The 22,277-nt window shown below is 64.5% G+C and carries 18 protein-coding genes; 7 read left to right on the top strand and 11 right to left on the bottom strand.

Translation table 11 applies throughout. From position 1 onward, the window contains the following. Nucleotides 1-35: 35 nt before the first annotated feature. From glgC to BIO17B3_RS02580, 8 genes are all read right to left on the bottom strand, one after another. Nucleotides 36-1,364: a glucose-1-phosphate adenylyltransferase gene (gene glgC, locus BIO17B3_RS02615; RefSeq protein ID WP_156052907.1), complete on the bottom strand. Its 1,329-nt coding sequence runs from the start codon at nt 1,362-1,364 to the stop codon at nt 36-38. Between the two features lie 50 nt (nt 1,365-1,414). After that, nucleotides 1,415-3,046, bottom strand: a complete 1,632-nt coding sequence (locus BIO17B3_RS02610; protein WP_156052906.1) for an alpha-D-glucose phosphate-specific phosphoglucomutase — start codon at nt 3,044-3,046, stop codon at nt 1,415-1,417. A gap of 2 nt (nt 3,047-3,048) precedes the next feature. Further along, complete coding sequence (gene glgX / locus BIO17B3_RS02605; RefSeq protein ID WP_156052905.1) at nt 3,049-5,238, bottom strand: glycogen debranching protein GlgX; 2,190 nt, start codon at nt 5,236-5,238, stop codon at nt 3,049-3,051. 4 nt (nt 5,239-5,242) lie between these two features. Next, the gene (gene glgB, locus BIO17B3_RS02600) at nt 5,243-7,438 is read right to left on the bottom strand and encodes a 1,4-alpha-glucan branching protein GlgB (protein ID WP_156052904.1); all 2,196 of its coding nucleotides are present in this window, start codon (nt 7,436-7,438) and stop codon (nt 5,243-5,245) included. Nucleotides 7,439-7,452: 14 nt separating this feature from the next. Next, entirely contained in the window at nt 7,453-8,967 is a 1,515-nt protein-coding gene (gene malQ, locus BIO17B3_RS02595; RefSeq protein WP_156052903.1) for a 4-alpha-glucanotransferase, read from the bottom strand. 44 nt (nt 8,968-9,011) lie between these two features. Further along, nucleotides 9,012-9,701, bottom strand: a complete 690-nt coding sequence (gene pgl / locus BIO17B3_RS02590; RefSeq protein WP_156052902.1) for a 6-phosphogluconolactonase — start codon at nt 9,699-9,701, stop codon at nt 9,012-9,014. A 3-nt stretch (nt 9,702-9,704) separates the two neighbouring features. Next, entirely contained in the window at nt 9,705-11,165 is a 1,461-nt protein-coding gene (zwf, locus tag BIO17B3_RS02585; protein WP_156052901.1) for a glucose-6-phosphate dehydrogenase, read from the bottom strand. A gap of 268 nt (nt 11,166-11,433) precedes the next feature. After that, on the bottom strand, nt 11,434-11,943 hold the full coding sequence (locus BIO17B3_RS02580) for a MaoC family dehydratase (RefSeq protein WP_156052900.1): 510 nt from the start codon (nt 11,941-11,943) through the stop codon (nt 11,434-11,436). Between the two features lie 212 nt (nt 11,944-12,155). Between BIO17B3_RS02580 and BIO17B3_RS02575 the strand changes: the two genes are divergently transcribed. The 3 genes from BIO17B3_RS02575 (at nt 12,156) to BIO17B3_RS02565 (ending at nt 14,047) form a co-directional block, all read left to right on the top strand. Continuing rightward, nucleotides 12,156-13,199: a DUF3034 family protein gene (locus BIO17B3_RS02575; protein ID WP_156052899.1), complete on the top strand. Its 1,044-nt coding sequence runs from the start codon at nt 12,156-12,158 to the stop codon at nt 13,197-13,199. 27 nt (nt 13,200-13,226) lie between these two features. Then, entirely contained in the window at nt 13,227-13,682 is a 456-nt protein-coding gene (locus BIO17B3_RS02570; protein WP_156052898.1) for a group 1 truncated hemoglobin, read from the top strand. Between the two features lie 71 nt (nt 13,683-13,753). Next, nucleotides 13,754-14,047 carry a high-potential iron-sulfur protein gene (locus BIO17B3_RS02565; protein ID WP_156052897.1) on the top strand — a complete coding sequence of 98 codons (294 nt, stop codon included), beginning with the start codon at nt 13,754-13,756 and terminating at the stop codon, nt 14,045-14,047. Nucleotides 14,048-14,122: 75 nt separating this feature from the next. Here BIO17B3_RS02565 and efp read toward each other — a convergent pair whose 3' ends face one another. Next, nucleotides 14,123-14,677, bottom strand: a complete 555-nt coding sequence (efp, locus tag BIO17B3_RS02560; RefSeq protein WP_013105420.1) for an elongation factor P — start codon at nt 14,675-14,677, stop codon at nt 14,123-14,125. 35 nt (nt 14,678-14,712) lie between these two features. Continuing rightward, complete coding sequence (earP, locus tag BIO17B3_RS02555; RefSeq protein ID WP_156052896.1) at nt 14,713-15,879, bottom strand: elongation factor P maturation arginine rhamnosyltransferase EarP; 1,167 nt, start codon at nt 15,877-15,879, stop codon at nt 14,713-14,715. A 139-nt stretch (nt 15,880-16,018) separates the two neighbouring features. Here earP and BIO17B3_RS02550 point away from each other — a divergent pair, with 139 nt between their 5' ends. Then, nucleotides 16,019-16,567, top strand: a complete 549-nt coding sequence (locus tag BIO17B3_RS02550; protein ID WP_232054164.1) for a uracil-DNA glycosylase — start codon at nt 16,019-16,021, stop codon at nt 16,565-16,567. Nucleotides 16,568-16,572: 5 nt separating this feature from the next. Beyond that, on the top strand, nt 16,573-18,516 hold the full coding sequence (gene uvrC / locus BIO17B3_RS02545; RefSeq protein ID WP_156052895.1) for an excinuclease ABC subunit UvrC: 1,944 nt from the start codon (nt 16,573-16,575) through the stop codon (nt 18,514-18,516). Between the two features lie 20 nt (nt 18,517-18,536). On the opposite strand, the gene BIO17B3_RS02540 is transcribed toward uvrC, so the two are convergent. Continuing rightward, entirely contained in the window at nt 18,537-19,028 is a 492-nt protein-coding gene (locus tag BIO17B3_RS02540) for a hypothetical protein (protein WP_156052894.1), read from the bottom strand. A gap of 505 nt (nt 19,029-19,533) precedes the next feature. Here BIO17B3_RS02540 and BIO17B3_RS02535 point away from each other — a divergent pair. Continuing rightward, nucleotides 19,534-21,015 (top strand): cytochrome ubiquinol oxidase subunit I, encoded by a 1,482-nt coding sequence (locus BIO17B3_RS02535; RefSeq protein WP_156052893.1) that lies wholly within the window; start codon nt 19,534-19,536, stop codon nt 21,013-21,015. A 4-nt stretch (nt 21,016-21,019) separates the two neighbouring features. Then, complete coding sequence (locus tag BIO17B3_RS02530; RefSeq protein WP_156052892.1) at nt 21,020-22,264, top strand: hypothetical protein; 1,245 nt, start codon at nt 21,020-21,022, stop codon at nt 22,262-22,264. Nucleotides 22,265-22,277: the final 13 nt, after the last annotated feature.

The raw sequence follows: 22,277 nt of genomic DNA, 5'->3' as shown, positions 1-22,277 counted from the left end.
GCAGCGCAGGCGAAGCCGCAGCTTGGGGGCTAGGTTCAGTCATCGTCTTCCTCGTTCAGCTCGGTCTCGCCCAGCGCCCGCAGCATTTTTTTGGTCACCAGCACCACGCCGTTGCTCGTGCGCTCGAAGCGTTTGGCGTCGAGCTCCGGGTCTTCGCCGATCACCATGCCCTCGGGCAGCACGCAGCCGCGGTCGAGTATCACTTTGTTCAGGCGGCAGGAGCGGTTGATGAGCACATCGGGCAACAGCACGCACTCGTTGATGGTGCAGAACGAGTGCACCCGCACATTGGAGAACAACACCGAGTTGCTGACCGAGGAGCCCGAGAGAATGCACCCGCCCGAGACCATCATGTTGATGGTCTTGCCGTGGCTGCCGTTGTGGTCTTGCACGAACTTGGCCGGAGGGAGCTGGCGCTGGCTAGTCCAGATCGGCCATTCGGTGTCGTAGAGGTTGAGCTCGGGGGTGACCGAGGCCAAATCGAGGTTGGCGGCCCAGAAGGCGTCGAGCGTGCCGACGTCGCGCCAGTAGGGCTGGCTTTGCTGCCCGCCCTGAACGCACGACATGGAAAAGGGATGCGCGTGCGCCAAGCCTGCGCGCACCGCTTTAGGGATGATGTCCTTGCCGAAGTCGTGCGAGGAGGCGGGGTCGGCCATGTCTTCGTCCAGCATGCGGTAGAGCGCGCTGGCGTTGAAGATGTAGATGCCCATGCTGGCCAGCGACATCTGCTCGTTGCCGGGCATGGCGGGAGGATCGGCGGGTTTTTCGATGAACTCGACGATTTTGCGGCTGGCGTCGATGGACATGACGCCGAAGGCGCTGGCCTCGCTGCGCGGCACTTCGATGCAGCCCACGGTGACCTGCGCGCCGCTGGTGGCGTGGTCTTGCAGCATGATGGAGTAGTCCATCTTGTAAACATGATCGCCGGCCAGAATCACCACATATTCGGGCTTGCTCGACTGGATGATGTCGATGTTCTGATAGACCGCATCTCCCGTGCCGCGGTACCAGTGTTCTTCGTCCACCCGTTGCTGCGCGGGGAGCAGATCGACCATTTCGTTGAGCTCGGCGCGCAAAAAGCTCCAGCCGCGCTGCAGGTGGCGCAGCAGCGAGTGCGATTTGTATTGGGTGATCACGCCGATGCGGCGGATGCCCGAATTGACGCAGTTGGACAGCGCGAAGTCGATGATGCGGAACTTGCCGCCGAAATACACCGCGGGCTTGGCGCGCTTGTCGGTGAGTTGCTTGAGCCGCGAGCCGCGCCCGCCGGCCAGCACCAAGGCGATGGAGCGGCGCACCAGCATGTGCGGCTGCATCTGGCGATCTTGCATGTTCATCGGGCTCAAGGGGCTGTTCTGATTCATGGCAGGTCTCCTGTGTGTTTTAGGGGTGAAGCTCGAAGGCAAACTGAGTGTCAGGTCATCACGCTGGGGGTGTCCATGCCCGTCCAGTGGCGCACCCGGGCCACTTGCTCGGCCAGGGCGATGAGCTGCGCGAGCGCCTGTTGCGCGGGCAAGTCGTGGCGCGCGGGGTCGGGCTCGTGGTGCTCGAGGTAGATGCGCAACGTGGCGCCTTCGGTGCCCGTGCCCGAGAGGCGGAACACCACGCGCGAGCCGCTTTGCAGAATGATGCGCACGCCTTGTTTGCTGCTGACGCTGCCGTCGGTGGGGTCGGTGTAGGCGAAGTCGTCGGCCAGGGCCACGGGCTCGCCCGCGAGAACCTGGCCAGGAAGGCCGGGCAGGGCGGCGCGCAAGTCGCGCATCAGCGCGTCGGCCTGTTCGGTGGGGATGCCTTCGTAATCGTGGCGCGAATACACGCAGCGGCCATGCTCGGCCCATAGTTCGCGCACCAGTTGTTCCACCGACTTGCCGGTAACCGCGACGAGATTGAGCCAGAACAGCACGGCCCACAGGCCGTCCTTTTCGCGGATGTGATTCGAGCCGGTGCCATAGCTCTCTTCCCCGCAGAGGGTGACTTTGCCGGCATCGAGCAGGTTGCCGAAAAACTTCCAGCCGGTGGGGGTCTCGTAGCAGGCGATGCCCAGGGCTGCGGCGACGCGATCGACCGCGGTCGAGGTGGGCATGGAGCGCGCCACACCGGCCAGCCCGCTGGCATAGCCCGGAATGCGCTTGGCGTGCGCCGCCAGCACGGCGAGGCTGTCGGACGGAGAGACCACGAAGTTGCGGCCGACGATCATGTTGCGGTCGGCGTCGCCGTCGGTGGCGGCGCCCATATCGGGGGCGTCGGCCGCGGCCATGTGATTGATCAGGTCGGTGGCGTTGACCGGGTTGGGGTCGGGGTGCAGATCGCCGAAGTCTTCGCGCGGTTCGGCGTTGACCACCGTGCCCTTGGGTGCGCCGAGCTCGCCTTCGAGCAGGGCTTTGGCATAGGGGCCGCCCACCGCCCACATGGTGTCCAGCCGCAGGCGGAAGCCGCGGGCGAACAGGGCGCGAATGGCGTCGAAATCGAACAGCTCGCGCTGCACCGCGCAATAGTCGGCCACCGGGTCGATGATCTCGATTTGCGTGCCCAGCAGGGTGTGGGTGCCGAGAGCGTCCAGCGGCAGGTCGGGGCTGTCCACCGTGCGGATTTCATACACCTCGCGCGAACGCAGGTAGATGGCTTCTGTGACCGACTCGGGCGCGGGGCCGCCGTTGGCGATGTTGTATTTGATGCCGAAGTCGCCTTGCGGCCCGCCGGGGTTGTGGCTGGCCGACAGCACGATGCCGCCGCTGGCCGCCCGGCGGCGAATGACCGCGCTCATCGCCGGGGTGGACAGCAATCCTCCTTGCCCCACCAGCACCCGCGCGTAGCCCTGCGCCGCGGCCATGCGCAGAATGGTCTGGATGGCGACGCGGTTGTAGTAACGCCCGTCGCCGCCCACCACCAGGGTTTTGCCGGTGGCGTCACCCAGCACGTTGAACAAGGCCTGCACAAAATTTTCGAGATAGCCGGGTTGCTGGAACACGCTGACTTTTTTGCGCAGCCCGGAAGTGCCGGGACGCTGGCCTTCGAACGGTGTGGCGGGGCGGGTGACGAGTTTCATGCTCAAAGGTCTCCTGGGGTGTGCGGCGCGGCGCCCTCCAGCGTGGCGATCCACAGGCTGGTGGGCGGCAGCGTTTGCCGAGCTTGCAGCCGCTGGGCTTTGTCCTGAGCCTGATTGTCGCCGGGCAAAGCGACAAAACCATTGTCTGTGGACAGTCTAAGCAGCCACGCCCCCGGCCTGAGGGTGAAAGAGGCTTCTTGTCCCTCGGCATTGATCAGAATCAGAACCTGCTGCGGGACCACGCCCTGCAAAGGTGTCTTTGCAGCACACAACAGCACCATCAGCGCGCCGTGGTCGTCGAGCGTCCAGTCGGCCTGTTCCATCGGGTGGCCGTCGGGCCGGTACCACACCGCGCCGGGCTGGGATGCGGTGGCCACCGGCGCCCACCAGGCGTGGCTTTGCAGCAGCGGGAGGCTGCGCCGCAAGGCCAGCACGCCGCGCACGAAGTCGCGCAAAGACGCATCGGCCTGCGCCCAGTCGATCCAGGAGATCGGGTTGTCCTGACAGTAGGCGTTGTTGTTGCCGCGCTGGGTGTGGCCGAGTTCGTCGCCCGCCAGGAGCATGGGGGTGCCGAGTGCGAGTAGCAGCACCGCCAGCAGGGCGCGGCTTTGCCGGGCACGGGCAGCGAGGATGTCGGCCGATTGCGTGGGCCCTTCGACGCCGTTGTTGATGCTGAGGTTGTGGCCGTGGCCGTCGCGGTTGTCTTCGCCGTTGGCCTGGTTGTGGCGGTGGGCGTAGCTGACCAGGTCGCGCAGGGTGAAGCCGTCGTGCGCGGTGATGAAGTTCACGCTGCTGTGCGCTCCGCGCAGTGCGGGGTTGAACACATCGCTCGACCCCGCCAGCCGGGTGGCGAACTCGCCCGGCGCGTTTTGATGCCGCAGCCAGAAGCCGCGCTGGGTGTCGCGGAAGCGGTCGTTCCACTCCAGCCAGCCGGGCGGAAAGCCGCCCAGGCGGTAACCGCCCAGCCCCAGATCCCAGGGCTCGGCGACGAGCAGACAGTTGCACAGCAGCGGGTCTTGCGCCACCGCGCTGAGAAAAGCGCCGTCGGGCTGGAAGTCGTATTGCACCCGCGCCGTGCCGCGCGCCAGGGTGCTGGCCAGATCGAAGCGAAAGCCGTCCACGCCAAACTCGCTCACCCAGCGGCGCAGGCTGTCCAGGGCCACGCGCAGCACCAGAGGCTCGTTGAGGTTGACGCTGTTGCCGCAGCCCGTCCAGTCGAGCGTGCGCTCGGGCTCTTGCGGGTTGCGGTGGTAGTAGAGCGCGTTGTCGATGCCGCGCATCGACAGGGTGGGGCCGGTGTGCGGGTCGAGCTCGGCGGTGTGGTTGTAGACCACGTCGAGAATCACCTCCAGCCCGGCGCCGTGCAGGGCCTCGACAAGGGCGCGCAGTTCGCTGCGCGGCGTGCTGCCCTCGGCGCCGCTCCACAGCCGGGTTTCGGGCGCGGCCCAGGCAATGGGGGTGTAGCCCCAGTAATTGCTCAGGCCCATCTGCAGCAGCCGGGCTTCGTCGGCGCGAAAGGCGATGGGCAGCAGGCTGACCGTGGTGACGCCCAGTGCCTTGAGGTAATCGATGCTGGCCGGATGCGCCAGCCCGGCATAGCTGCCGCGCAGGGCGGGGGGCACGTCGGGGTGCTGCGCGGTGAAACCCTTGACGTGCAATTCGTAAATCACCCGCTGCGCTGGGTCGATGGCGGGGCGGGGCTGCGCCAAAGGGGGCAGGTCGGCGACCACGCGGGCCTTGAGTGCGGTGGCGGCGTTGTCTCGCGGGTCGGGACGGTCGGGGTGAGCGGGATCGTGGCCGAGGTGCACGTCGCTGCCGTCGTAGCGGCCGACGACTTCGCGCGCGCAAGGGTCGAGCAGCAGCTTGGCCGGGTTGAAGCGGTGGCCTTCTTTGGGCGACCAGGGGCCGTGCACCCGCCAGCCGTAGATCAGCCCTTCGGCGCCGCCGGATTCTGCGGCCAGCACGCCTTGCCAGATGCCATCACGCAAAGTGGGCATGGGCAGGCGGGCGACTTCGGTCTGCCCGTCCGGGGCGAACAGGCAAAGCTCCACCGCCTGCGCGTGCGGCGCTGCCAGGGCGAAGTGCACGCCGTCGGACTGCAGTTGCGCGCCCAGGGTCGCAACCCGTGCGGCTTGCAGCCCGAGGGGGGCGGATTTGACGGGGTGTTTTGCCCGGCGGCGTTGCGCGCTCATGGCATCAGGCGGCGGGCCGCAGAATGACGCAAGCCAGCGGCGGCAGGGTGAGTTGCAGCGAGAACGGGCGGCCATGCGAGGGCTGGGCCTCGGCTTCGCGCAGGGCCAGCGACAGGCCGGAGCCGTCGTACACCGCATCGTCGGTATTGATCAGCGCCTCCCAGCGCCCGCCTTGCGGCACGCCGATGCGGTAGTCGTGGCGCGGGGTGGGGGTGAAGTTGCACAGCACGACGAAGCGGCTGCCCTCGCTGGCGCCGCGCTCGTAGGCCAGCACCGATTGGGAAGCGTCGTCATAGGTGATCCAGGCGAAGCCGCCCGGGTGATGGTCGAGCTGATGCAGCGCCGGGTGGGCGCGGTAGGTGAGGTTGAGGTCGCGCACCAGACGTTGCACGCCCTGGTTGGGCGCGTGCAGCAGCGCGTCCCAGTCGAGGCTGTAATCAGACTGCCATTCCGAAGCCTGCGCGAATTCGTCGCCCATGAACAGCAGCTTCTTGCCAGGATGACTGAACATATAGCCGAGATAGGCGCGCAGGTTGGCGAACTGTTGCCAGCGGTCGCCGGGCATCTTGGCGAGCAGCGAGCCTTTGCCATGCACCACTTCGTCGTGCGAGAGCGGCAGCACGAAGTTCTCGTCATAGGCGTACATCATGCTGAAGGTCAGTTCGTTGTGGTGATACTTGCGGTGTACCGGATCGCGGCGGATGTAGCTCAGGCTGTCGTGCATCCAGCCCATATTCCACTTGTAGTGAAAGCCCAGGCCGCCGCTTTGCAGGTCGTCGCTCGGCGGGCGGCTGACGCCGGGAAAGGCGGTGGATTCTTCGGCGAGGGTGATGGCGCCCGGCCGCTGCACGCCAACGGTGTGATTCATGCGGCGCAGGAAGTCGATGGCTTCGAGGTTCTCGCGTCCGCCGAACTTGTTGGGCACCCACTGACCGGCCGGGCGGCTGTAGTCGCGGTACAGCATGGAGGCCACGGCGTCCACGCGCAGGCCGTCGATGTTGAAGCGCTCCAGCCAGTACAGGGCGTTGGCCACCAGATAGTTGCGCACTTCGGTGCGGCCGAAGTTGTAGATCAGGGTGTTCCAGTCGTGGTGGAAGCCCTCTTTCGGGTCGGCGTATTCGTACAGATGTGTGCCGTCGAAGTTGGCCAGGCCATGCGGGTCGGATGGAAAGTGTGCCGGCACCCAGTCGAGAATCACGCCCAGTCCGGCTTCGTGCGCGGCATCGACGAAAAACTGAAAGTCTTCGGGCGTGCCGAAGCGCGCGGTGGGCGCATACAGGCTGATGGGCTGATAGCCCCAGGAGCCGTCGAAGGGATGTTCGCTGACCGGCAGCAGCTCCAGATGGGTGAATCCCAGGTCGCGGGCGTAGGGCACCAGGGTTTCGGCCAGTTCGCGGTAGCTCAGCCAGCGCCAGCCCTCCACCTTGCGCCACGAGCCCAGATGCACCTCGTAAATGCTGATGGGCGCCTCGAAGCCATTGGCCTGCGCCATGCCGGGGCGCGGCGAATGCAGCGGCGGCAGGCCCTGCACGATGCTGGCGGTGTTGGGTCGCAGTTCGGCGCGGAAGGCCAGCGGATCGGCCTTTTGCAGCAGTTCGCCGTGCTGGGTGAGGATCTCGAATTTGTATAGCGCGCCCTGGCTCACGCCGGGGAGGAAGATTTCCCACACGCCGCATTCGCGCCGCAGCCGCATGGGGTGGCGGCGGCCGTCCCAGCCGTTGAAATCGCCGATCACCGAAACGCGCCGCGCGTTGGGCGCCCACACGGCAAAGCGCGTGCCAGCCACGCCGAGCATCTCGCCCGGATGCGCGCCCAGACATTCGTAGGGACGCAGATGCGTGCCTTCGGCCAGCAGCCAGGCGTCGGTCTCGCCCAGCACTTGCGGAAAGCGGTAGGGGTCTTCGAGGTCGGTCACCCAGTTCGGGTCGCCCGGCTGCAGGGGCGGCCAGGTCACCCGCAGCACATAGTCGAAGGGCTTGCGGCGGTGGCCCATGCGGGCGCTGAATACCGCGGTGTCGTCCTGCCGCTCCAGCGCGGCGACCGACTCGCCGCTGGCGCGCTCGATGACTTCCACACCCAGCGCACCGGGCAGTACGGCATTCACCCACATCGTGGCGCCGCGCAGATGCATGCCGAGCACGCCAAAAGGGTCGGCGTGGTGGCCTGCGGCGAGGTCGGCGATGTCGTGTTCGGTCAGCATGGCGAGGTTCCAGTTCAGGCGGGAAGGCGGTTGTAGAGCTGGCCGAAACGCAGCAGGCCAGCCGCATGCCCCGGTTGTACCTGATCCCAGGTGAAGCGCCAGGTCCAGTTGCCTTGCGCCGTGCCCGGTGTGTTCATGCGCTGCGTGCCATCCAGACGCAGCACGTCCTGCAGGGCGAACAGGGCGACGTCGGCCACGCTGGCGCTGGCGGCGCGGATCAGCGTCCAGGCGATGTCGCCGCCGTCGCAGGCGAGGTATTCGCGCAGATGGTGGCGCACGGCCTCGGGCGCTGTCGCCCACCAGCCCACCGTGGTGTCGTTGTCGTGGGTGCCGGGATAGACCACGGTGTCGTGGGTGTAGTTGTGCGGCAGGTAGGCGTTGTCGCCGCCATCGTTCTGCCCCCAGGCGAAGTGCAGGATGCGCATGCCGGGAAAGCCGAAGCGCTGGCGCAGGGCGGTGACTTCGGGGGTGATGACGCCCAGATCTTCGGCAATGATGGGCAGGGGCCCGAGCGCTTTGGACACCGCCTCGAACAGCGCCACGCCCGGCGTCTGCACCCAGCGGCCGCCGATGGCCGTGGGCTCGTCGGCGGGGATTTCCCAGCAGCTCTCGAAACCGCGGAAATGATCGACGCGCACCCAGTCCACCAGTTCGAAGGTGGCGCGCAGCCGCGCGATCCACCAGGCAAACCCTTCGGCCTCGTGCGCCGCCCAGCGGTAATGCGGGTTGCCCCAGCGCTGTCCGGTGGCGGAAAAATAGTCGGGCGGCACCCCGGCGACGACGGTGGGGTTGCCGCGGGCGTCGAGCTGGAACAGGTCGGGCCGCGCCCACACATCGGCGCTGTTGAGCGAAATGAAAATCGGCATGTCGCCCATCAGCCGCACGCCTTTGTCGTGGGCGTAGGCGCGCAGCGCGGCCCATTGGCGGAAAAAGCACCATTGGGCGAAGGTCCAGAAGGCGACGCGCTCGGCGTGCTGCGCCCGTGCTTGCTGCAGCGCCGCGGGCTGACGTTGCGCCAGCGCGACGTCCCAGGTGTTCCACAAGCGCTCGCCGTAGTGCTCGGACAGCGCCATAAACAACGTATAGTCGTCGAGCCAGACGGCGTGCGCGGCCTGGAAGGCGGCCAGATCGGCGCGCTCCTGCGGCGTGGCGGTCGTCTCGAACCGTGCTGCGGCCCGGCGCAGACGTTCCATGCGATACGGGATGACGCGATCGAACTGCACGCGCTCGTCCGACAGCCCGTCTTGCGCGACGAGATCGTCGGCTTCCAGCCAACCGCGCCGGTGCAACTCGGTGAGGTCGATCAGCAGCACATTGCCGGCGAAGGCCGAACTGCTCATATAGGGCGAGCCGCCCAGACCGATGCTGCCCAGCGGCAGGAATTGCCAGACCGACTGTCCGGCGGCATGCAGCCAGTCGATGAAGTGGTAGGCCGCGGGCCCGAGATCGCCGCTGCCGTGCGGGCTGGGCAGACTGGTGAGGTGCAGCAGCACGCCGCTGGAGCGGGGAAACCGGGGGGTGGGCGTCATGAGTCAGGGGGACAGAATTAAGGCAGACGGAATCAGGGCGCCCATCAGGCAGACCAATAGGCGTCGAACGGTGTTTTGGACTGCTGGATGAGGTAGCCAATCGGCAGATGCGGACTGGGCGGCGGTTCGCTGGCGCGTGCATAGACGGCGCGTTTGGTCTCGCCCGAAATCGACAGCAGCAGCCGACCCGCGCCGAGCAGCGCGGCCAGGCTCAGGCTGATTCGCATGTGCGCGGCGTGCGGTGGCGTCACGGCCAGGTAGGGCAGGGCATAGTCTGGGCTAAGCCCGATGGGCAGTTCGGCAGCGCGGGGAAACAACGAGGCGGTGTGGCCGTCATCGCCCATGCCCAGCAGCGCAGCGGTGAGGGGTTGCGCGAGAGCGCGGAATTGGGCGTTGGCACGGTCCACGCATCCGGCCAGATCGGACGCATCATCGACCAGGGGCAGGAACCGGGCCTGCGCGGCGGCGCCCGTCAGCAAATGGGCGCGCACCAGGGCGGCGTTGCTGTCGGCGTGGTCGGGCGGCACCAGCCGCTCATCGACCAGAGTGAGGGTGACGCGCGGCCAGTCGATCGGCGCCCGCGCCAGCGCCTGAAACAAGGGAATTGGCGAGCGCCCGCCAGAGACCGCCAGCACGGCCCGTCCTCGCTGGGCGATGTCCTGCGCCAGCGCGTCGATTAGAACGCGCACCAGTCGGTCGATTTGCTCCTGCGGGGTGGTGCAGAGGTGCAGCATCACTCACAGTTCCTCGTGCCATGAAGCGCCATCGCGCGAGAGCAGGGCGCTGGAGGCGGCCGGCCCCCAGGTGCCCGCGGTGTAGGTCTTGGGCGCCTCGCCATTACGCTCCCAGCAGTCCAGAATGGGCTCCACCCAGCGCCAGGCGGCGGTGAGTTCGTCGCGGCGCATGAACAGCCCCAGCTGGCCGCGGATCACGTCGAGCAGCAGCCGCTCATAGGCATCGGCGCGGCGTTTTTGCGCGGTGGACTCGAAGTCCAGATCGAGCTGGGTGGGGTGCAGCCGCATGCCGTCGCCGGGTTCCTTGGCGAGAAAATGCAGGCTGATGCTCTCATCGGGCTGCAGCCGGATGACCAGGCGATTGGCTCCCTGCAGCCCGACCGGGCCGCCAAACAGCGACAGCGGCACCGCGCGGAAGTTGATGACAATTTCCGCCAACCGTTCCTGCAGCCGCTTGCCGGTGCGCAGAAAGAAGGGCACCCCGGCCCAGCGCCAGTTGACGACCTCGGCCTTGATCGCCACGAAGGTTTCGGTGCGGCTGGCCGGATCGATGTCGGGCTCTTGCAGATAGCCCGCCACGGGTTTGCCGTCGATGGCGCCGGCGCGGTATTGTCCGCGTACCGTCCGGGTGGCCACGTCGGATTCGGTGAAGGGCTTGAGCGCCTGCAGCACCTTGAGCTTCTCGTCGCGGATGGCATCGGCCTGCAAACTGGCCGGTGGCTCCATGGCCACCATGCACAGCAGTTGCAGCAAGTGGTTCTGCACCATGTCGCGCAGCGCGCCGGTTTTGTCGTAAAACTCGCCGCGCCCCTCCACGCCCAGGTCTTCGGCGATGGTGATCTGCACGTTGTCCACCCACTCGCGGCGCCACAGCGGCTCGAACAGCACGTTGCCAAAGCGCATGGCCATGAGGTTTTGCACCGACTCCTTGCCCAGATAGTGGTCGATGCGGTAGAGCTGGCTCTCGGCAAAGGACTGAGCCACCGCCGCGTTGATGGCGTCGGAAGAGTCCAGGTCGTGGCCCAGGGGTTTCTCCAGCACCACGCGCACGTCGGGATGATTGAGCCCGACGCGGGCGAGTTGCGCGCAGATGTCGGCAAACAGGGACGGCGCGGTAGCGAGGTAGCAGACCGTGACCCGCTCACTGCCTTTGCCCAGCAGTTCGGCCAAGGCGTCGAAATCGGCCGGGTGAGCGGCGTCGAGCTTGAGGTAGGTGATGCGGGCGGCGAAGGCCGTCCAGACCGGGGAGCTGAAATCCGCCTTGAGGTGCGGGCCCGATTGGGTGCGCACCTGCGCCAGATAGTCATCCAGCGTCAGCGCGCCCCGGCCGAGGGCGACGATGCGCCCGGCCGGATGCAAGGTGCCGGATTGGTGCGCCTGATACAGCGCGGGCAGCAGCTTGCGCATGGCCAGATCGCCGGTGCCACCGAACAACACCATGTCGAAAGAGGGAGTAGCGCCCATAGTGTGTTCTGTCGGTGTCGGAGTGGCCATGAGAAAAATCCAGATTCAGTGTAGGGAGAAGCGCGGCCGACATAGGGCTGAAAAACCCTCCTGGCCACGAAAAATTGACACACATCATTGAAACCGTGTGCGCCAAGCACGGCTCGAATGGTAGGTCGCTCGTATGTCAGCAACTTGCCGGGGCCGAATCAGCAAGCAATTTTCCGGCCATCTGGCTGCCACGCAGCGCGGTGACGCTGCGGCCTACTCCAGCGCGCTCGCCTAACGATCAGGGTTGCGCGCCAGCCTCTGGGCCCTCGGCGCCCGGTGCGCGCCGCTTGAACATGCCCCAGCCCTTCATGCTCAGCACGCAATCATCGTGTTGATTGAAAAGCTCCCATTGCGACTGCACCAGCCCGACATCGGGCTTGCTGCGCATCGGGCGCGCGGCCAGCACCGTCATGCGCAGGCGCAGCCGATCGCCCGGGTGGACGGGCTTCAACCAGCGCAATTCGTCGATGCCGGGCGAGCCCAGGCTGGTCGAACGCAGCAGGTAGGCGTCGCACATCAGCCGCATCGCCATGCTGCAGGTATGCCAGCCGCTGGCGGCGAGCCCGCCGAAAAGCGAGATTTTGGCCGCTTCATCGTCAACGTGGAAAGGTTGCGGGTCGAACTGGCGGGCGAAGTCGAGCACGGCTTCACGGCTGACCAGGGTGCTGCCGCAGTCGCGCACGGCCCCTGCGGGAAAGTCTTCCCAATGCAATAGATCGGATTCGGGTGGGATGGGCGAAGTGTTCATAGCCGGATGCTAAACGCACTCCAAAAGTCGTGCAGCGCGGGTTAGACGCAAATAGTTACATATTTCTTGGTGATTTATTCGATTTTTCTGAATCCGCCGCCTTCGTCGCGGCGTATCGCTCATATCGCAGACGAAAACCGGCTGGGGTCGGCTTGAGGCTGCGGTCATTTCACGCGCGTGGGATGGAACATCTGACCATAAGGAGCGAGACCATGAGTACACATCGTTGGAAGAGAACCCTCGCGGCCACAGCCGTGGCAGGGCTGGGGGTCTGGGGAATGAGCGCAGCACATGCGCAGGGCAGTCGTCTGCTGGCGACCAGTGGGGTTACCGAGGTGGGCGGCTCCACGGGGGGCGGTATCACCCCCTGGGCGGTGATTGCCGGGTATGACACAGGCGACGAGGTCGGCGGCTCGGTCACCGGCACTTACGTCACCGTGCCGAACTATGGGCTGACCACCCTGGGCGCGGCTGTGGGCATTCACAACCGCTTCGAGATCTCGGTGGCCCACGAGAATCTCAACGTCAATCTGGGTAGCTTGTCCAGTCTGGGCGTGCTGGGTAATCAGCCCGGTGGGTTGGGTCTGATCAAAAGCGGCGGCGTAGCGCCAAGCATCAACCTGGGCAACCAGACCATCAGCATGGATGTGCTGGGCCTGAAAGCCCGCTTGTTCGGTGACCTTCTCTACACCCCGTACCCGCAGGTGTCCGTGGGCATCAAATACAAGAAAAACAACGATTTCAACAGCAACTTTTCCGGGCTGGGCCCGATCGGCATTCCGAAATTCTTTGGCGCAGCCAGCGACTCGGGGACCGACTTCTACGTCGCCGCGACCAAGGTATTCCTCAACGGCATCTTCCATCGCGTCACGCTGGTCAACCTGACCTTGCGCGGCACCAAGGCCAACGCCATGGGTCTGCTGGGCTTCGGCACCAATGCCAACAACGGCATCGCCGGGGCGCTGGGAACCAAGAGCAACGACAGCTACCACGCCGAACTCGAGGGCTCGGCGGCGGTGTTCTTGCGCCCGGATGTGGCCGTGGGTGGCGAGTTCCGGCAGCAACCCGACAACATGAAGTACCCGATCAATTCCAGCGCCACGGCCATCGGTTCGCCCGGCACGATGAAAGACGTGTTCATCGCCTACTTCCCGAACAAGAGCCTGTCGTTGACTGCGGCTTATGCCGATCTCGGCCCCTTGCCGTTCCAGGCCAGCAACAAGGGCTTCTACCTCTCGCTCAACGGCACGTTCTGATTTCTAACCCTTTCAGGAGAAACATCCATGAAACTGCAATCCCTCCCGCTGGCGCGCCATCTCGGCGGCGTCGCCCTGACCTGCGCGCTGGCATTTCCGACGCTGGCGCATGCTCAGATGACCTCAGGTCAGACGCTATATGAACAGCTCGGCGGCAAACCGGCCATCACCAAGGTCGTGCACGACATGATCGTCAACGTTGCCGCCGACAATCGCATCAACCATTTCTTCGCCAAGACCAATATTCCGCATCTGCAGATGGAACTGGTCAATCAGGTGTGCGAAGGCACCGGCGGCCCGTGCAAGTACACCGGGCTGAATATGCGGCAGGCGCACAAAGGCATGAATCTGAGCACGGCCGATTTCAATGCCCTGGTCGAAGATCTGCAGAAGTCCATGGACAGCAATCACGTGCCCCTGGGGCTGCAGAACCAGTTGTTGGCGATTCTGGCGCCGATGGAGCCTCACGTCGTCCACCAATAAGGCGCATTGGCATCTGGTTTTGCGGAGGCCCGCGGGCCTCCGCTTCAGTATCGTGTCAAAGGAGATCACTCATGCATAACCCGAAATCGTCACTTCCCCTGACCAACCCCCAGCGGCGCAGTCTGTTGCGCCGAGGCGGCCTGCTGCTCGCGGTGGTCGGTGCTGCGGCCATCGTGCCGGCACAAGCCGACGACGGCATGCTGAGCAAAGCGGCTGTGCAGTATCAGGACATGCCGCACAGCGGCCAGCAGTGCAGCAACTGCGCCTACTTCATTCCGGGCTCATCGGCTACGGCCAGCGGGTCTTGCCGACTGGTTGCGGGAACCATCTATCCGAACGGCTGGTGCCAGCGGTTCTCTTCGTAAATCAGGTCTGAATTGAAACAACAAAGCCGCCCTCGGGCGGCTTTGTCAATGTGAGCCGATCGGCTCGATCTGGCGTCAGACGCGGCTGCGGTATTCGCCGGTGCGGGTGTCGATCTCGATCTTGTCGCCGGTGGCCACAAAAATGGGGACGGGCACTTCATAGCCGGTGGCGAGTTTGGCGGGCTTGAGCACCTTGCCGGAAGTGTCGCCCTTGATGGCGGGTTCGGTGTAGATGATCTCGCGCACCACGGTCGTGGGCATTTCAACCGAGATGGCCTTGCCGTCGTAGAACACCACTTCGACAGACATGCCGTCTTCGAGGTAGTTCAGGCTGTCGCCCATATTGTCTTTTTCGACTTCGTATTGGTTGTAGTCGGCGTCCATGAAGACGTACATCGGGTCGGCGAAGTAAGAGTAAGTGCACTCTTTGCGCTCCAGCGTGACCGAGTCGATCTTGTCGTCGGCCTTATAAACCACTTCGGTGCCGCCGCTGGTGAGCAGATTCTTCAGTTTCATTTTCACCGTGGCGGCATTGCGGCCACCGCGGCTGTATTCGGTCTTTTGCACCACCATCGGGTTGTCGCCAACCATGATGACATTACCGGCGCGGATTTCTTGTGCGATCTTCATTGAACAGTCTGTGGGGTTTCAAATAAACCTACATTCTACCGGGCGGGTGCAAGGGAGGGCCGATTGCTGGCGAGTTGCTGCACTTCATCGACCAGTTGACTGGCCAAATCGGCTTGGGTTTGCAGGCTGCGCGACCACTTGAGCGCATGGCGCTGCAAGGCGGGCAGGCTGCTCACAAACTCCATCCAGGCGGGCGCCAGGTCGAGGCCCCGGTTCCAGGCGGTCCAGAAATGCACCACGGTGTCGCGCAGTTCGCTGTCGGCTTCATTGAGGTAGAGATCGAGGAAGGCATCCAGCTTGCGGTCGTGGGCGCTGTCTTCCTGTGGGTAGATGTGCCAGACGAAGGGTTTGGCTGCCCATTGCGCGCGGACGAAGGAATCTTCTCCCCGCACGATGCAGACGTCGGCCGCCCAGAGCAGTTCGTCGAAGCGTTGCTGCGGGATGTAGGGCAGGGCGTAGATGCTCAGGCTGCCGCGCGAGGTGATCTGGCCGGTTTGCAGCGTCATGTCCAGCCAGGTGTTGATGGCCGTCATCACCGGGCCGGGACAGACCCAGAGCGCCACCGGACGCTCGGAAGCGGCCATGGTGTGCAGCCAGCCATCGAGCCGCTGGCGGGCATAGCTGAACAGCAGCACGGTGAGCGCATGGTCGGGCGGGGGCGGCAGGCCGAGGGCGCGCAGGGCGATGCGTTTGGCCGAGGGCTGCATCTGCCAGTTGTCGCGCTGCGAGATCAGGTTGGATTCGCGCAGCAGACCGCCGGATTTGTCGGTAAAGCCGGGGTAGTAGAAATACTTCATCAGCCCACCGCTTTGCGGCGAAGGCTTGAGGTGATGCAGGTCGACCCACTTTTCTGCGCTGAGGTGTTCGAGGTTCAGCCAGACGGGCTGGGGCGAGGCCTTGCCGATCTGCGCAATGAAGGCGTCGCTGAGGTGACAGCCGAACATTTCGACGACCACATCGCCCGGCGTGGCCTGGGCCTGCCGGGCCCAAGGCACAATCTGCACCCCGGCCAGGGTCTGCTCCGCAGCACGGAGCTGAACCTGCGGCGCAATATGGGCGAACGCCTTGAAGTCGTCCAGGAATAATCGCACCTGTTGCTGGTGCTCCGCGGCGAGTTGCCGAGCAAGTCGCCAAGTCACGCCGATATCGCCGAGGTTATCGACGACATGGCAAAACAAATCCCACCGATGTTGGACTTTCATGAATATGCAAGGTGACGACGCACCGCTTTCGAGCTCACTTTTTTATGATCCGCATTGTCGTCTGTGCCCACGACTAGCGGCCTTTTTACACCAAGTCAAACAAGATCATCCCGATTTTGCCTGCCTGCCGGTGCCGCCCATGGGCCCGCTGGATGCGCCGCTGCTCATCGCGGGCCTGGCGCCAGGCCTGAAGGGGGCCAATGCTTCGGGGCGCCCGTTCACGGGAGATGGCGCCGGGCCGCTGCTGTTCGGCACGCTCACCGAACTGGGTCTGGCCTCGCGGCCCGTACCCGTGCGGATCGGCGATCACCCCTCGACGCTGCGGGCCGACGACGGCCTGCAACTGCACGGCTGTCGCATCAGCAACGCGGTGAGATGTCTGCCGCCTGAAAACAAGCCCTTGCCCGCGGAGATTCGCACCTGCAATCGATTCATCGCCGCAGAGATCACGGCCATGACGAATCTGCGGGTGATCGTCGCTCTGGGCAAGGTGGCGCACGACGCGGTGCTCATGGCGCTGGGGCGCAAAGCGTCATCGGCCCGCTTCGCCCATACCGCAGAGCATCGTTTGGGCGACTACATGCTGATCGACAGCTACCACTGCAGCCGCTACAACCAGAACACCGGCCGCTTGACCGCCCCGATGTTTCGCGCGGTGTTCGAGCAGGCCTTGCACCTTGTGAACTGAGACTCATGGCATCCGATCCTCCCCAACCGGAGCACAGCGCGGCGCTGCTGGCGCAGGTCGCGGCGTTGCCGCATCTGCCCGGCGTTTATCGCTACTTCGCGGCCGATGGCAGTTTGCTCTACGTGGGCAAGGCGCGCGATCTGCGCAAGCGCGTGTCGAGCTACTTCCAGAAAGATCATGGCGGCACGCGCATCGGGCTGATGGTGTCGCGCATCCATCGGCTCGACACCACGGTCACCCGCACCGAGGCCGAGGCGCTGCTGCTCGAAAACAACCTGATCAAGACGCAGCATCCGCGCTACAACATACTGTTCCGCGACGACAAGTCTTACCCGTATTTGCAGATCACCACGGCGCACGAGTACCCGCGCGTGGCGTATTACCGCGGTGCGACCGACCGCAAGCAGCAGTATTTCGGCCCCTATCCAAACGCCTGGTCGGTGAAGGAAAGCATCGCGGTGCTGCAAAAGGTGTTTCAGTTGCGCACTTGCGAGGACACGGTGTTTTCCAACCGCAGTCGGCCCTGCCTGCTGCACCAGATCCACCGCTGCACAGCGCCCTGCGTGGGCAAGATCAGCGCAGCGGACTATGCGCGCGACGTGCAGCATGCAGTGCGCTTTTTGCGCGGCGATCACGGGATGGTGATGGGCGATCTGCAGTTGCAGATGCAGTCGCTCTCCGACGCGCTGCGTTTCGAGGAGGCCGCTGTGCTGCGCGACCAGATCGCCGCGCTTTCAGGCGTACTGCAGCAGCAAAGCATGGAAGTGGGCAGCGCCGAAGATGTGGACATTCTGGCCGTGGCGCTCAAGGGAGGTCGGGCCTGCGTCAACCTCGCCATGGTGCGCGGCGGTCGGCATCTGGGCGACCGGGCCTACTTTCCCAGCCAGGTTCAGGCGGCGTTGGAGTTGGGCGACGACCTGGCGGATGGCGTCGCCCCCGAACTGGGAGCTCCCGGCCAGGCCGCGCAGCGGGTGCTGCAGGCTTTTGTCGCGCAGCATTACCTGCAGATGGCGCCGCCGCCGGTTCTGGTGTGCGACTTGCCCGTTGAGCCGGAATTGCTCGATGCCCTGGGCGATCACGCTGGGCATCGCATGCAGCAGGTCACGCAGCCGCGCGGTCAGCGGCGCGACTGGCTGGAGATGGCACAAAAAGGCGCGCAGATCGCGCTGACACGCTTGCTCGCAGAAGAAGGCTCGCAGCGCGAGCGCACCTTTGCCTTGGCGCAGGCGCTTGGCCTGGACGCCGAACAGGCCGAAGGCTTGCGCGCGGAATGCTTCGACATCAGCCATACCGCGGGCGAGGCCACGCAGGCGTCTTGCGTGGTGTACGCCGAACACGCCATGCAGCCGTCGCAATACCGGCGGTTTCGCATCAACGACATCACGCCGGGCGACGACTACGCCGCGATGCGTCAAGTGCTCACCCGGCGCTATAAGCGCGTTGCCGAGGCGCAGGCCCAAGGGGCGCTTGCTGCCGACGGCGAAACGCCTAGCGATGCACGCCTGCCCGATCTGGTGCTGGTCGATGGCGGTCGCGGGCAGGTGACCATGGCGCGCGAGGTGTTCACCGAGCTCGGTCTGGATCTCAGCGTGATCGTTGGCGTGGAAAAAGGCGAGGGCCGCAAGGTCGGTCTGGAGGAACTGGTGTTTGCCGACGGGCGTGCCAAGCTCACCCTGCCCGCCGATAGCGCCGCCCTCATGCTGGTGGCGCAAATCCGCGACGAGGCGCACCGCTTTGCCATCACCGGCATGCGAGCGGCGCGCGCCAAGGTACGCACGGGCGGTTCGCGGCTCGAAGATATTCCCGGCATCGGCCCCAAGCGCCGCGCCAAGCTGCTGGCGCGGTTTGGCGGCATTCGCGGCGTCGAGGCCGCCAGCGAAGACGACCTGATGACGGTGGACGGCATCTCTCGCGAACTCGCCCGCCTGCTTTACAAGGCGCTGCACTAAAAAAGTGAGCGCATCGTGACTTATCGGGCTGCTGACTTGGTCGCGTGCGTTTTGTGCAGCGAGGCCTTGTACAACGCGACGACTTCCTTGAACTGCTCGGGGTTCAGCAGAGTGCGCATCCTGTCCACGCAGCCCGCGCGCATGGCGACCAGCGCGGCTTCCTGCTTGCCGATCTCTTCGATCAGGGCTTGACGCTCGGGGGTGTCGCCCATGCCATCCAACAGCGCAGCGCGCAGTTGCAGGCGGGTGTTGGCCAGCTTGTCTTCAGCGGCCAGGCGTTTGGCGGGTGCGGTCTTGAGCCATTGGGCAAACTGTTCTTGCTGGGCGGCATCAAGTTTGAGCGCTTTTTCGTGCTGTTTGATGATGGGAACCAGCGCGATGACCGGCTCGCCCAGATCATAGGCGGGGCGCTCGGCTCGGGCGGACTGCATCGGGGCGACGAAACCGAGTAAGGAACAGAGAAAGAACGCGGCGGCGCTGCGCTTGAAGCGTTGTTGGGTGGAAGTCAGCATGGCAATCTCCTATGGGTCTGTTGCTGCAAAAGGCAGCACGTAAACATGAATGTAATCAGATGTATCAGATTGTCTGTTGATCTCACACAAAAACCGGAGTTGTGCGGCAAAGGGCCGCAGGTTTGTTCATCGGTGCGGCAAAAGCGCCTTGGGGATATCCGTTGCGGTTGAAATTCCCCCCACCCCGAATTCCGAATTGATATAGATCAAGTGCCCGTTTTGTGCCGCCGCCGCTACGGCACGCAACCCGTCTAGGCTTCGCCCTGCCTGCATCAGGAGGGTGCGTTGCTGAAGCCTGAACTCCAGTGTGGTGAACCGTCGCGTGTGGATTAGCGGCGGCGCCAAACGGGGTCATTTCGGCCGGGCATTCAGGGTTTTCCCAGCGGCGTTTTGTCATCTTGTTCCCTGATCTATATCAGCGAATACTGATGTACGGATAGAGACCTGACGGCCAGCGGCGTCAAGACCGTGATCCACCGTCGACACATTGCTTGAAGGAGTTTGTATGTCTGAGTTGCTTGGCATTTACCCGACGTGGTACGTGCCCCAAATTGGCACGGCCTGGGTGATGGGCATCATCGGCACGATTCATGTGCTGGCGTCCAACACCTCGGTTGGCGCCGCTGTGTTGTTTGCCCTGCTGGAGAGCCGGTCGGTGCGCGAGAACAAGCCGGAAATCATGCAGTACATCAAGAAGTACGGCATGTTTCTGCTGGTGTTCTCGTACATCTGGGGCTCGGTCACCGGTCCGGGCATCTGGTATTCCACCACGGTTGCCAGCCCGCGCGGCATTTCCGCGCTGATCCACAATTTCGTCTGGGCCTGGGCCACCGAGTGGGTGTTTTTCACCGTGGAGGTGATCGGGGTTTACGCGCTGGTCTACACCATCGGCAAGATCGATCCGAAAACGCACCTGAAAATCACCTGGACATTCGTGGTGAGTTCTGTGGCCACGCTGGTGCTGATCATCGGCATCCTGTCGTTCATGATGTGGCCGGGCAGCGACCGCTGGTATCTCACCGGCTCGGTGTTCGATGCGTTCTACAACCTGAACTTTGCCGCGCAGCTTGCCGATCGGGGCTTCCTGATGCTCACCTCGGCCGCAGTGGTGGGTAGCATCATCGTCGCCGCCATCCCCAAAGGGGATCCGCTGCGGCGAGACGTGGGGCAGACCGTAGCCAGACTCGGTCTCACCGGTCTGATCGGCGGGGCGCTGTCATTCATGTGGTACGTCGCCACGCTGCCGCCCAATGCGCTGGTCATCCTCAAGGACCGGATGCCGCATTGGTTCGGCTACATCGACTTCCGCGTCACCACCTTCGTGCCGCTGATGGTCACTTCGCTGCTCATTGGCGCCTATCTGCTCTGGATCTATCTCAAGCCGCAAGCGGTGCGCGTGCCCTTGGCTGCAGCCATGGTGGTCATCCTGCTGGTCGCGGGAATCTGGCCGGAAGAACGCACCCGCGAAACCCTGCGCAAACCCTGGGTGGTGGGGCAGTACATGTACTCCAACCAGACCATCGGGCGCGATGTGCCGGGCCTAGGCATCAAGGACGAAGTGCCCATCATCGCCAAAGAGGGTCTGCTCAAGGCGGCGGCCTTCGTGCCGGCTGATCTGCGGGTGATCACACCGCAGAACCAGATGGAGGCCGGGCGATTGCTGGCGGTGATGTCCTGCGCCAACTGCCATTCGATCAACAAGGACGGACCGCTGCGCCCGTTGCCCAAACTGCTGCACGGCACGACGGACGTGGCGATGATCCAGGGCTTCCTTGCCGGGCCGCTCGCTCATGGCACCGTGCCTTACATGCCCAAGATCGATCTGCCCGGCGACGAGCAAAAGGCCCTCGCCACCTTCCTGGCTGCCGTCAATGCCGGCACGGTGGACGCCGAGGGTCGTCTGATCGCTCGTGCGCCCGTTGCGGCGCCGCTGCGCACCGCGGTGGCGCAAGCCGCTGATCAGCAACCTACCCAAGCAAAGGACTGACATCATGGATAACGCTTCCGTTTCCGCCATGCTGCACGCCTTGCAGGACCCGGCTGGTCTGCCAGCGCCTGCGTGGATTTTCCAGTACCTCAATGTGCTGACCTGGTCGTTTCACATCGCCTTCGTCAATCTGTCTCTCGGCTCGGGACTGCTGGCCATCATCGCTTTCATGCGCCGCCAGCAGCCCGCCTGGGCGCGGCTGTCGGTGGCGATGACCGGGGTGGCCAAGATCGCCGTGTCGATGGCCATCGTGCTGGGTGTGGCGCCGCTGCTGTTCACCCAGACGATTTATGACCCGTCCTGGTACACCAGCAATGTGCTGTCGGCATTCTGGGTGATCTTTTTCATCTTCACCCTGGGGATTGGCTACACCATGTGGTTCGTGTTCTATTTCAAGAACCACGACGTGTCGCATGCCGCCCAAGCCCCGGACACCACCGTGTGGTGGGCCACCGGCGCGCTCTCCCTGCTGATTTTCGACGGCTTCATCATGCATGTGCTGTCGTATCAGGGTCTGTTTCCGCAGAAGTGGATGCAGTGGTACGCCCCGCAAGGCGTGCCGGTGATGAACGGCATGGGCATTCACGCCTTCGAGTTGCCGCGCTTCGCGTTCTTCATCGTCATGTCGCTGACCATGACCGGGGTGTTTCTGCTGGGCTACGCACGCTATTTCCGCGCCCGAGACGACTTTCCCAGTGACTATCTGGACTTGGCGCACCGTATTGGCGTGAAGACCGCTTACTGGGGTGTGGCGCTGCAACTCATCACCGGCCTGCTCTGGGCCTGGGGGCTGCCTGCCTATATGCAGGTGTTCACCCAGCCGCTGTTCTGGCTCACCCTGCTGCTGATCGTCGGCGTGGTGCTTTACGCGCGGCAAGTGCCCGTGGGGGGATCCGCGCTGCAGGCGTATTCAGCCATGGCGTTTTACGCCTTGATGGCCCTGGTTGTCTCGGTGGACCGCGAGGCGCTGCGCGTGGCGTATCTGGCTCCATTCCACTACGACCTCGCCTCGAAACCGCACTACGAGTGGGGCGCGGTGGTCTGGTTCTTCGCCACTTTTGTCGGGGTGGGCGGCTCTCTCGTGGCGTTCTACACCACCATGCTGTGGAAAGCCGGCAAGGTCAAAGGGCTTTACACCGCAGATCGCACCGTATCCCGTCTGGGCGATGTGGCGGTCTGGATCAACTGGACCTGGATGGCCTCATTCTTCGCCATTGGCGTGTGGGCCTATGTGCGCAACATCCTTTGAAGTTTGGAACTCT

The sequence above is a fragment of the Thiomonas sp. OC7 genome, from assembly GCF_900634595.1.
In the GTDB taxonomy this organism is placed as follows: Bacteria; Pseudomonadota; Gammaproteobacteria; order Burkholderiales; family Burkholderiaceae_C; genus Thiomonas; species Thiomonas arsenitoxydans.
This window is presented reverse-complemented; position numbering and strand designations above follow the sequence as displayed.

What these genes read in the sequence shown, in the direction of transcription:
- zwf (WP_156052901.1), bottom strand. Translation starts at nt 11,165, where the DNA reads ATGGGCGCTACTCCCTCTTTCGACATGGTGTTGTTCGGTGGCACCGGC.
- earP (WP_156052896.1), bottom strand. Translation starts at nt 15,879, where the DNA reads ATGAAAGTCCAACATCGGTGGGATTTGTTTTGCCATGTCGTCGATAAC.
- BIO17B3_RS02575 (WP_156052899.1), top strand. Translation starts at nt 12,156, where the DNA reads ATGAGTACACATCGTTGGAAGAGAACCCTCGCGGCCACAGCCGTGGCA.
- pgl (WP_156052902.1), bottom strand. Translation starts at nt 9,701, where the DNA reads ATGCTGCACCTCTGCACCACCCCGCAGGAGCAAATCGACCGACTGGTG.
- BIO17B3_RS02565 (WP_156052897.1), top strand. Translation starts at nt 13,754, where the DNA reads ATGCATAACCCGAAATCGTCACTTCCCCTGACCAACCCCCAGCGGCGC.
- BIO17B3_RS02580 (WP_156052900.1), bottom strand. Translation starts at nt 11,943, where the DNA reads ATGAACACTTCGCCCATCCCACCCGAATCCGATCTATTGCATTGGGAA.
- BIO17B3_RS02610 (WP_156052906.1), bottom strand. Translation starts at nt 3,046, where the DNA reads ATGAAACTCGTCACCCGCCCCGCCACACCGTTCGAAGGCCAGCGTCCC.
- glgX (WP_156052905.1), bottom strand. Translation starts at nt 5,238, where the DNA reads ATGAGCGCGCAACGCCGCCGGGCAAAACACCCCGTCAAATCCGCCCCC.
- BIO17B3_RS02530 (WP_156052892.1), top strand. Translation starts at nt 21,020, where the DNA reads ATGGATAACGCTTCCGTTTCCGCCATGCTGCACGCCTTGCAGGACCCG.
- glgB (WP_156052904.1), bottom strand. Translation starts at nt 7,438, where the DNA reads ATGCTGACCGAACACGACATCGCCGACCTCGCCGCAGGCCACCACGCC.
- efp (WP_013105420.1), bottom strand. Translation starts at nt 14,677, where the DNA reads ATGAAGATCGCACAAGAAATCCGCGCCGGTAATGTCATCATGGTTGGC.
- malQ (WP_156052903.1), bottom strand. Translation starts at nt 8,967, where the DNA reads ATGACGCCCACCCCCCGGTTTCCCCGCTCCAGCGGCGTGCTGCTGCAC.
- glgC (WP_156052907.1), bottom strand. Translation starts at nt 1,364, where the DNA reads ATGAATCAGAACAGCCCCTTGAGCCCGATGAACATGCAAGATCGCCAG.
- BIO17B3_RS02570 (WP_156052898.1), top strand. Translation starts at nt 13,227, where the DNA reads ATGAAACTGCAATCCCTCCCGCTGGCGCGCCATCTCGGCGGCGTCGCC.
- BIO17B3_RS02535 (WP_156052893.1), top strand. Translation starts at nt 19,534, where the DNA reads ATGTCTGAGTTGCTTGGCATTTACCCGACGTGGTACGTGCCCCAAATT.
- BIO17B3_RS02540 (WP_156052894.1), bottom strand. Translation starts at nt 19,028, where the DNA reads ATGCTGACTTCCACCCAACAACGCTTCAAGCGCAGCGCCGCCGCGTTC.
- BIO17B3_RS02550 (WP_232054164.1), top strand. Translation starts at nt 16,019, where the DNA reads ATGGGCCCGCTGGATGCGCCGCTGCTCATCGCGGGCCTGGCGCCAGGC.
- uvrC (WP_156052895.1), top strand. Translation starts at nt 16,573, where the DNA reads ATGGCATCCGATCCTCCCCAACCGGAGCACAGCGCGGCGCTGCTGGCG.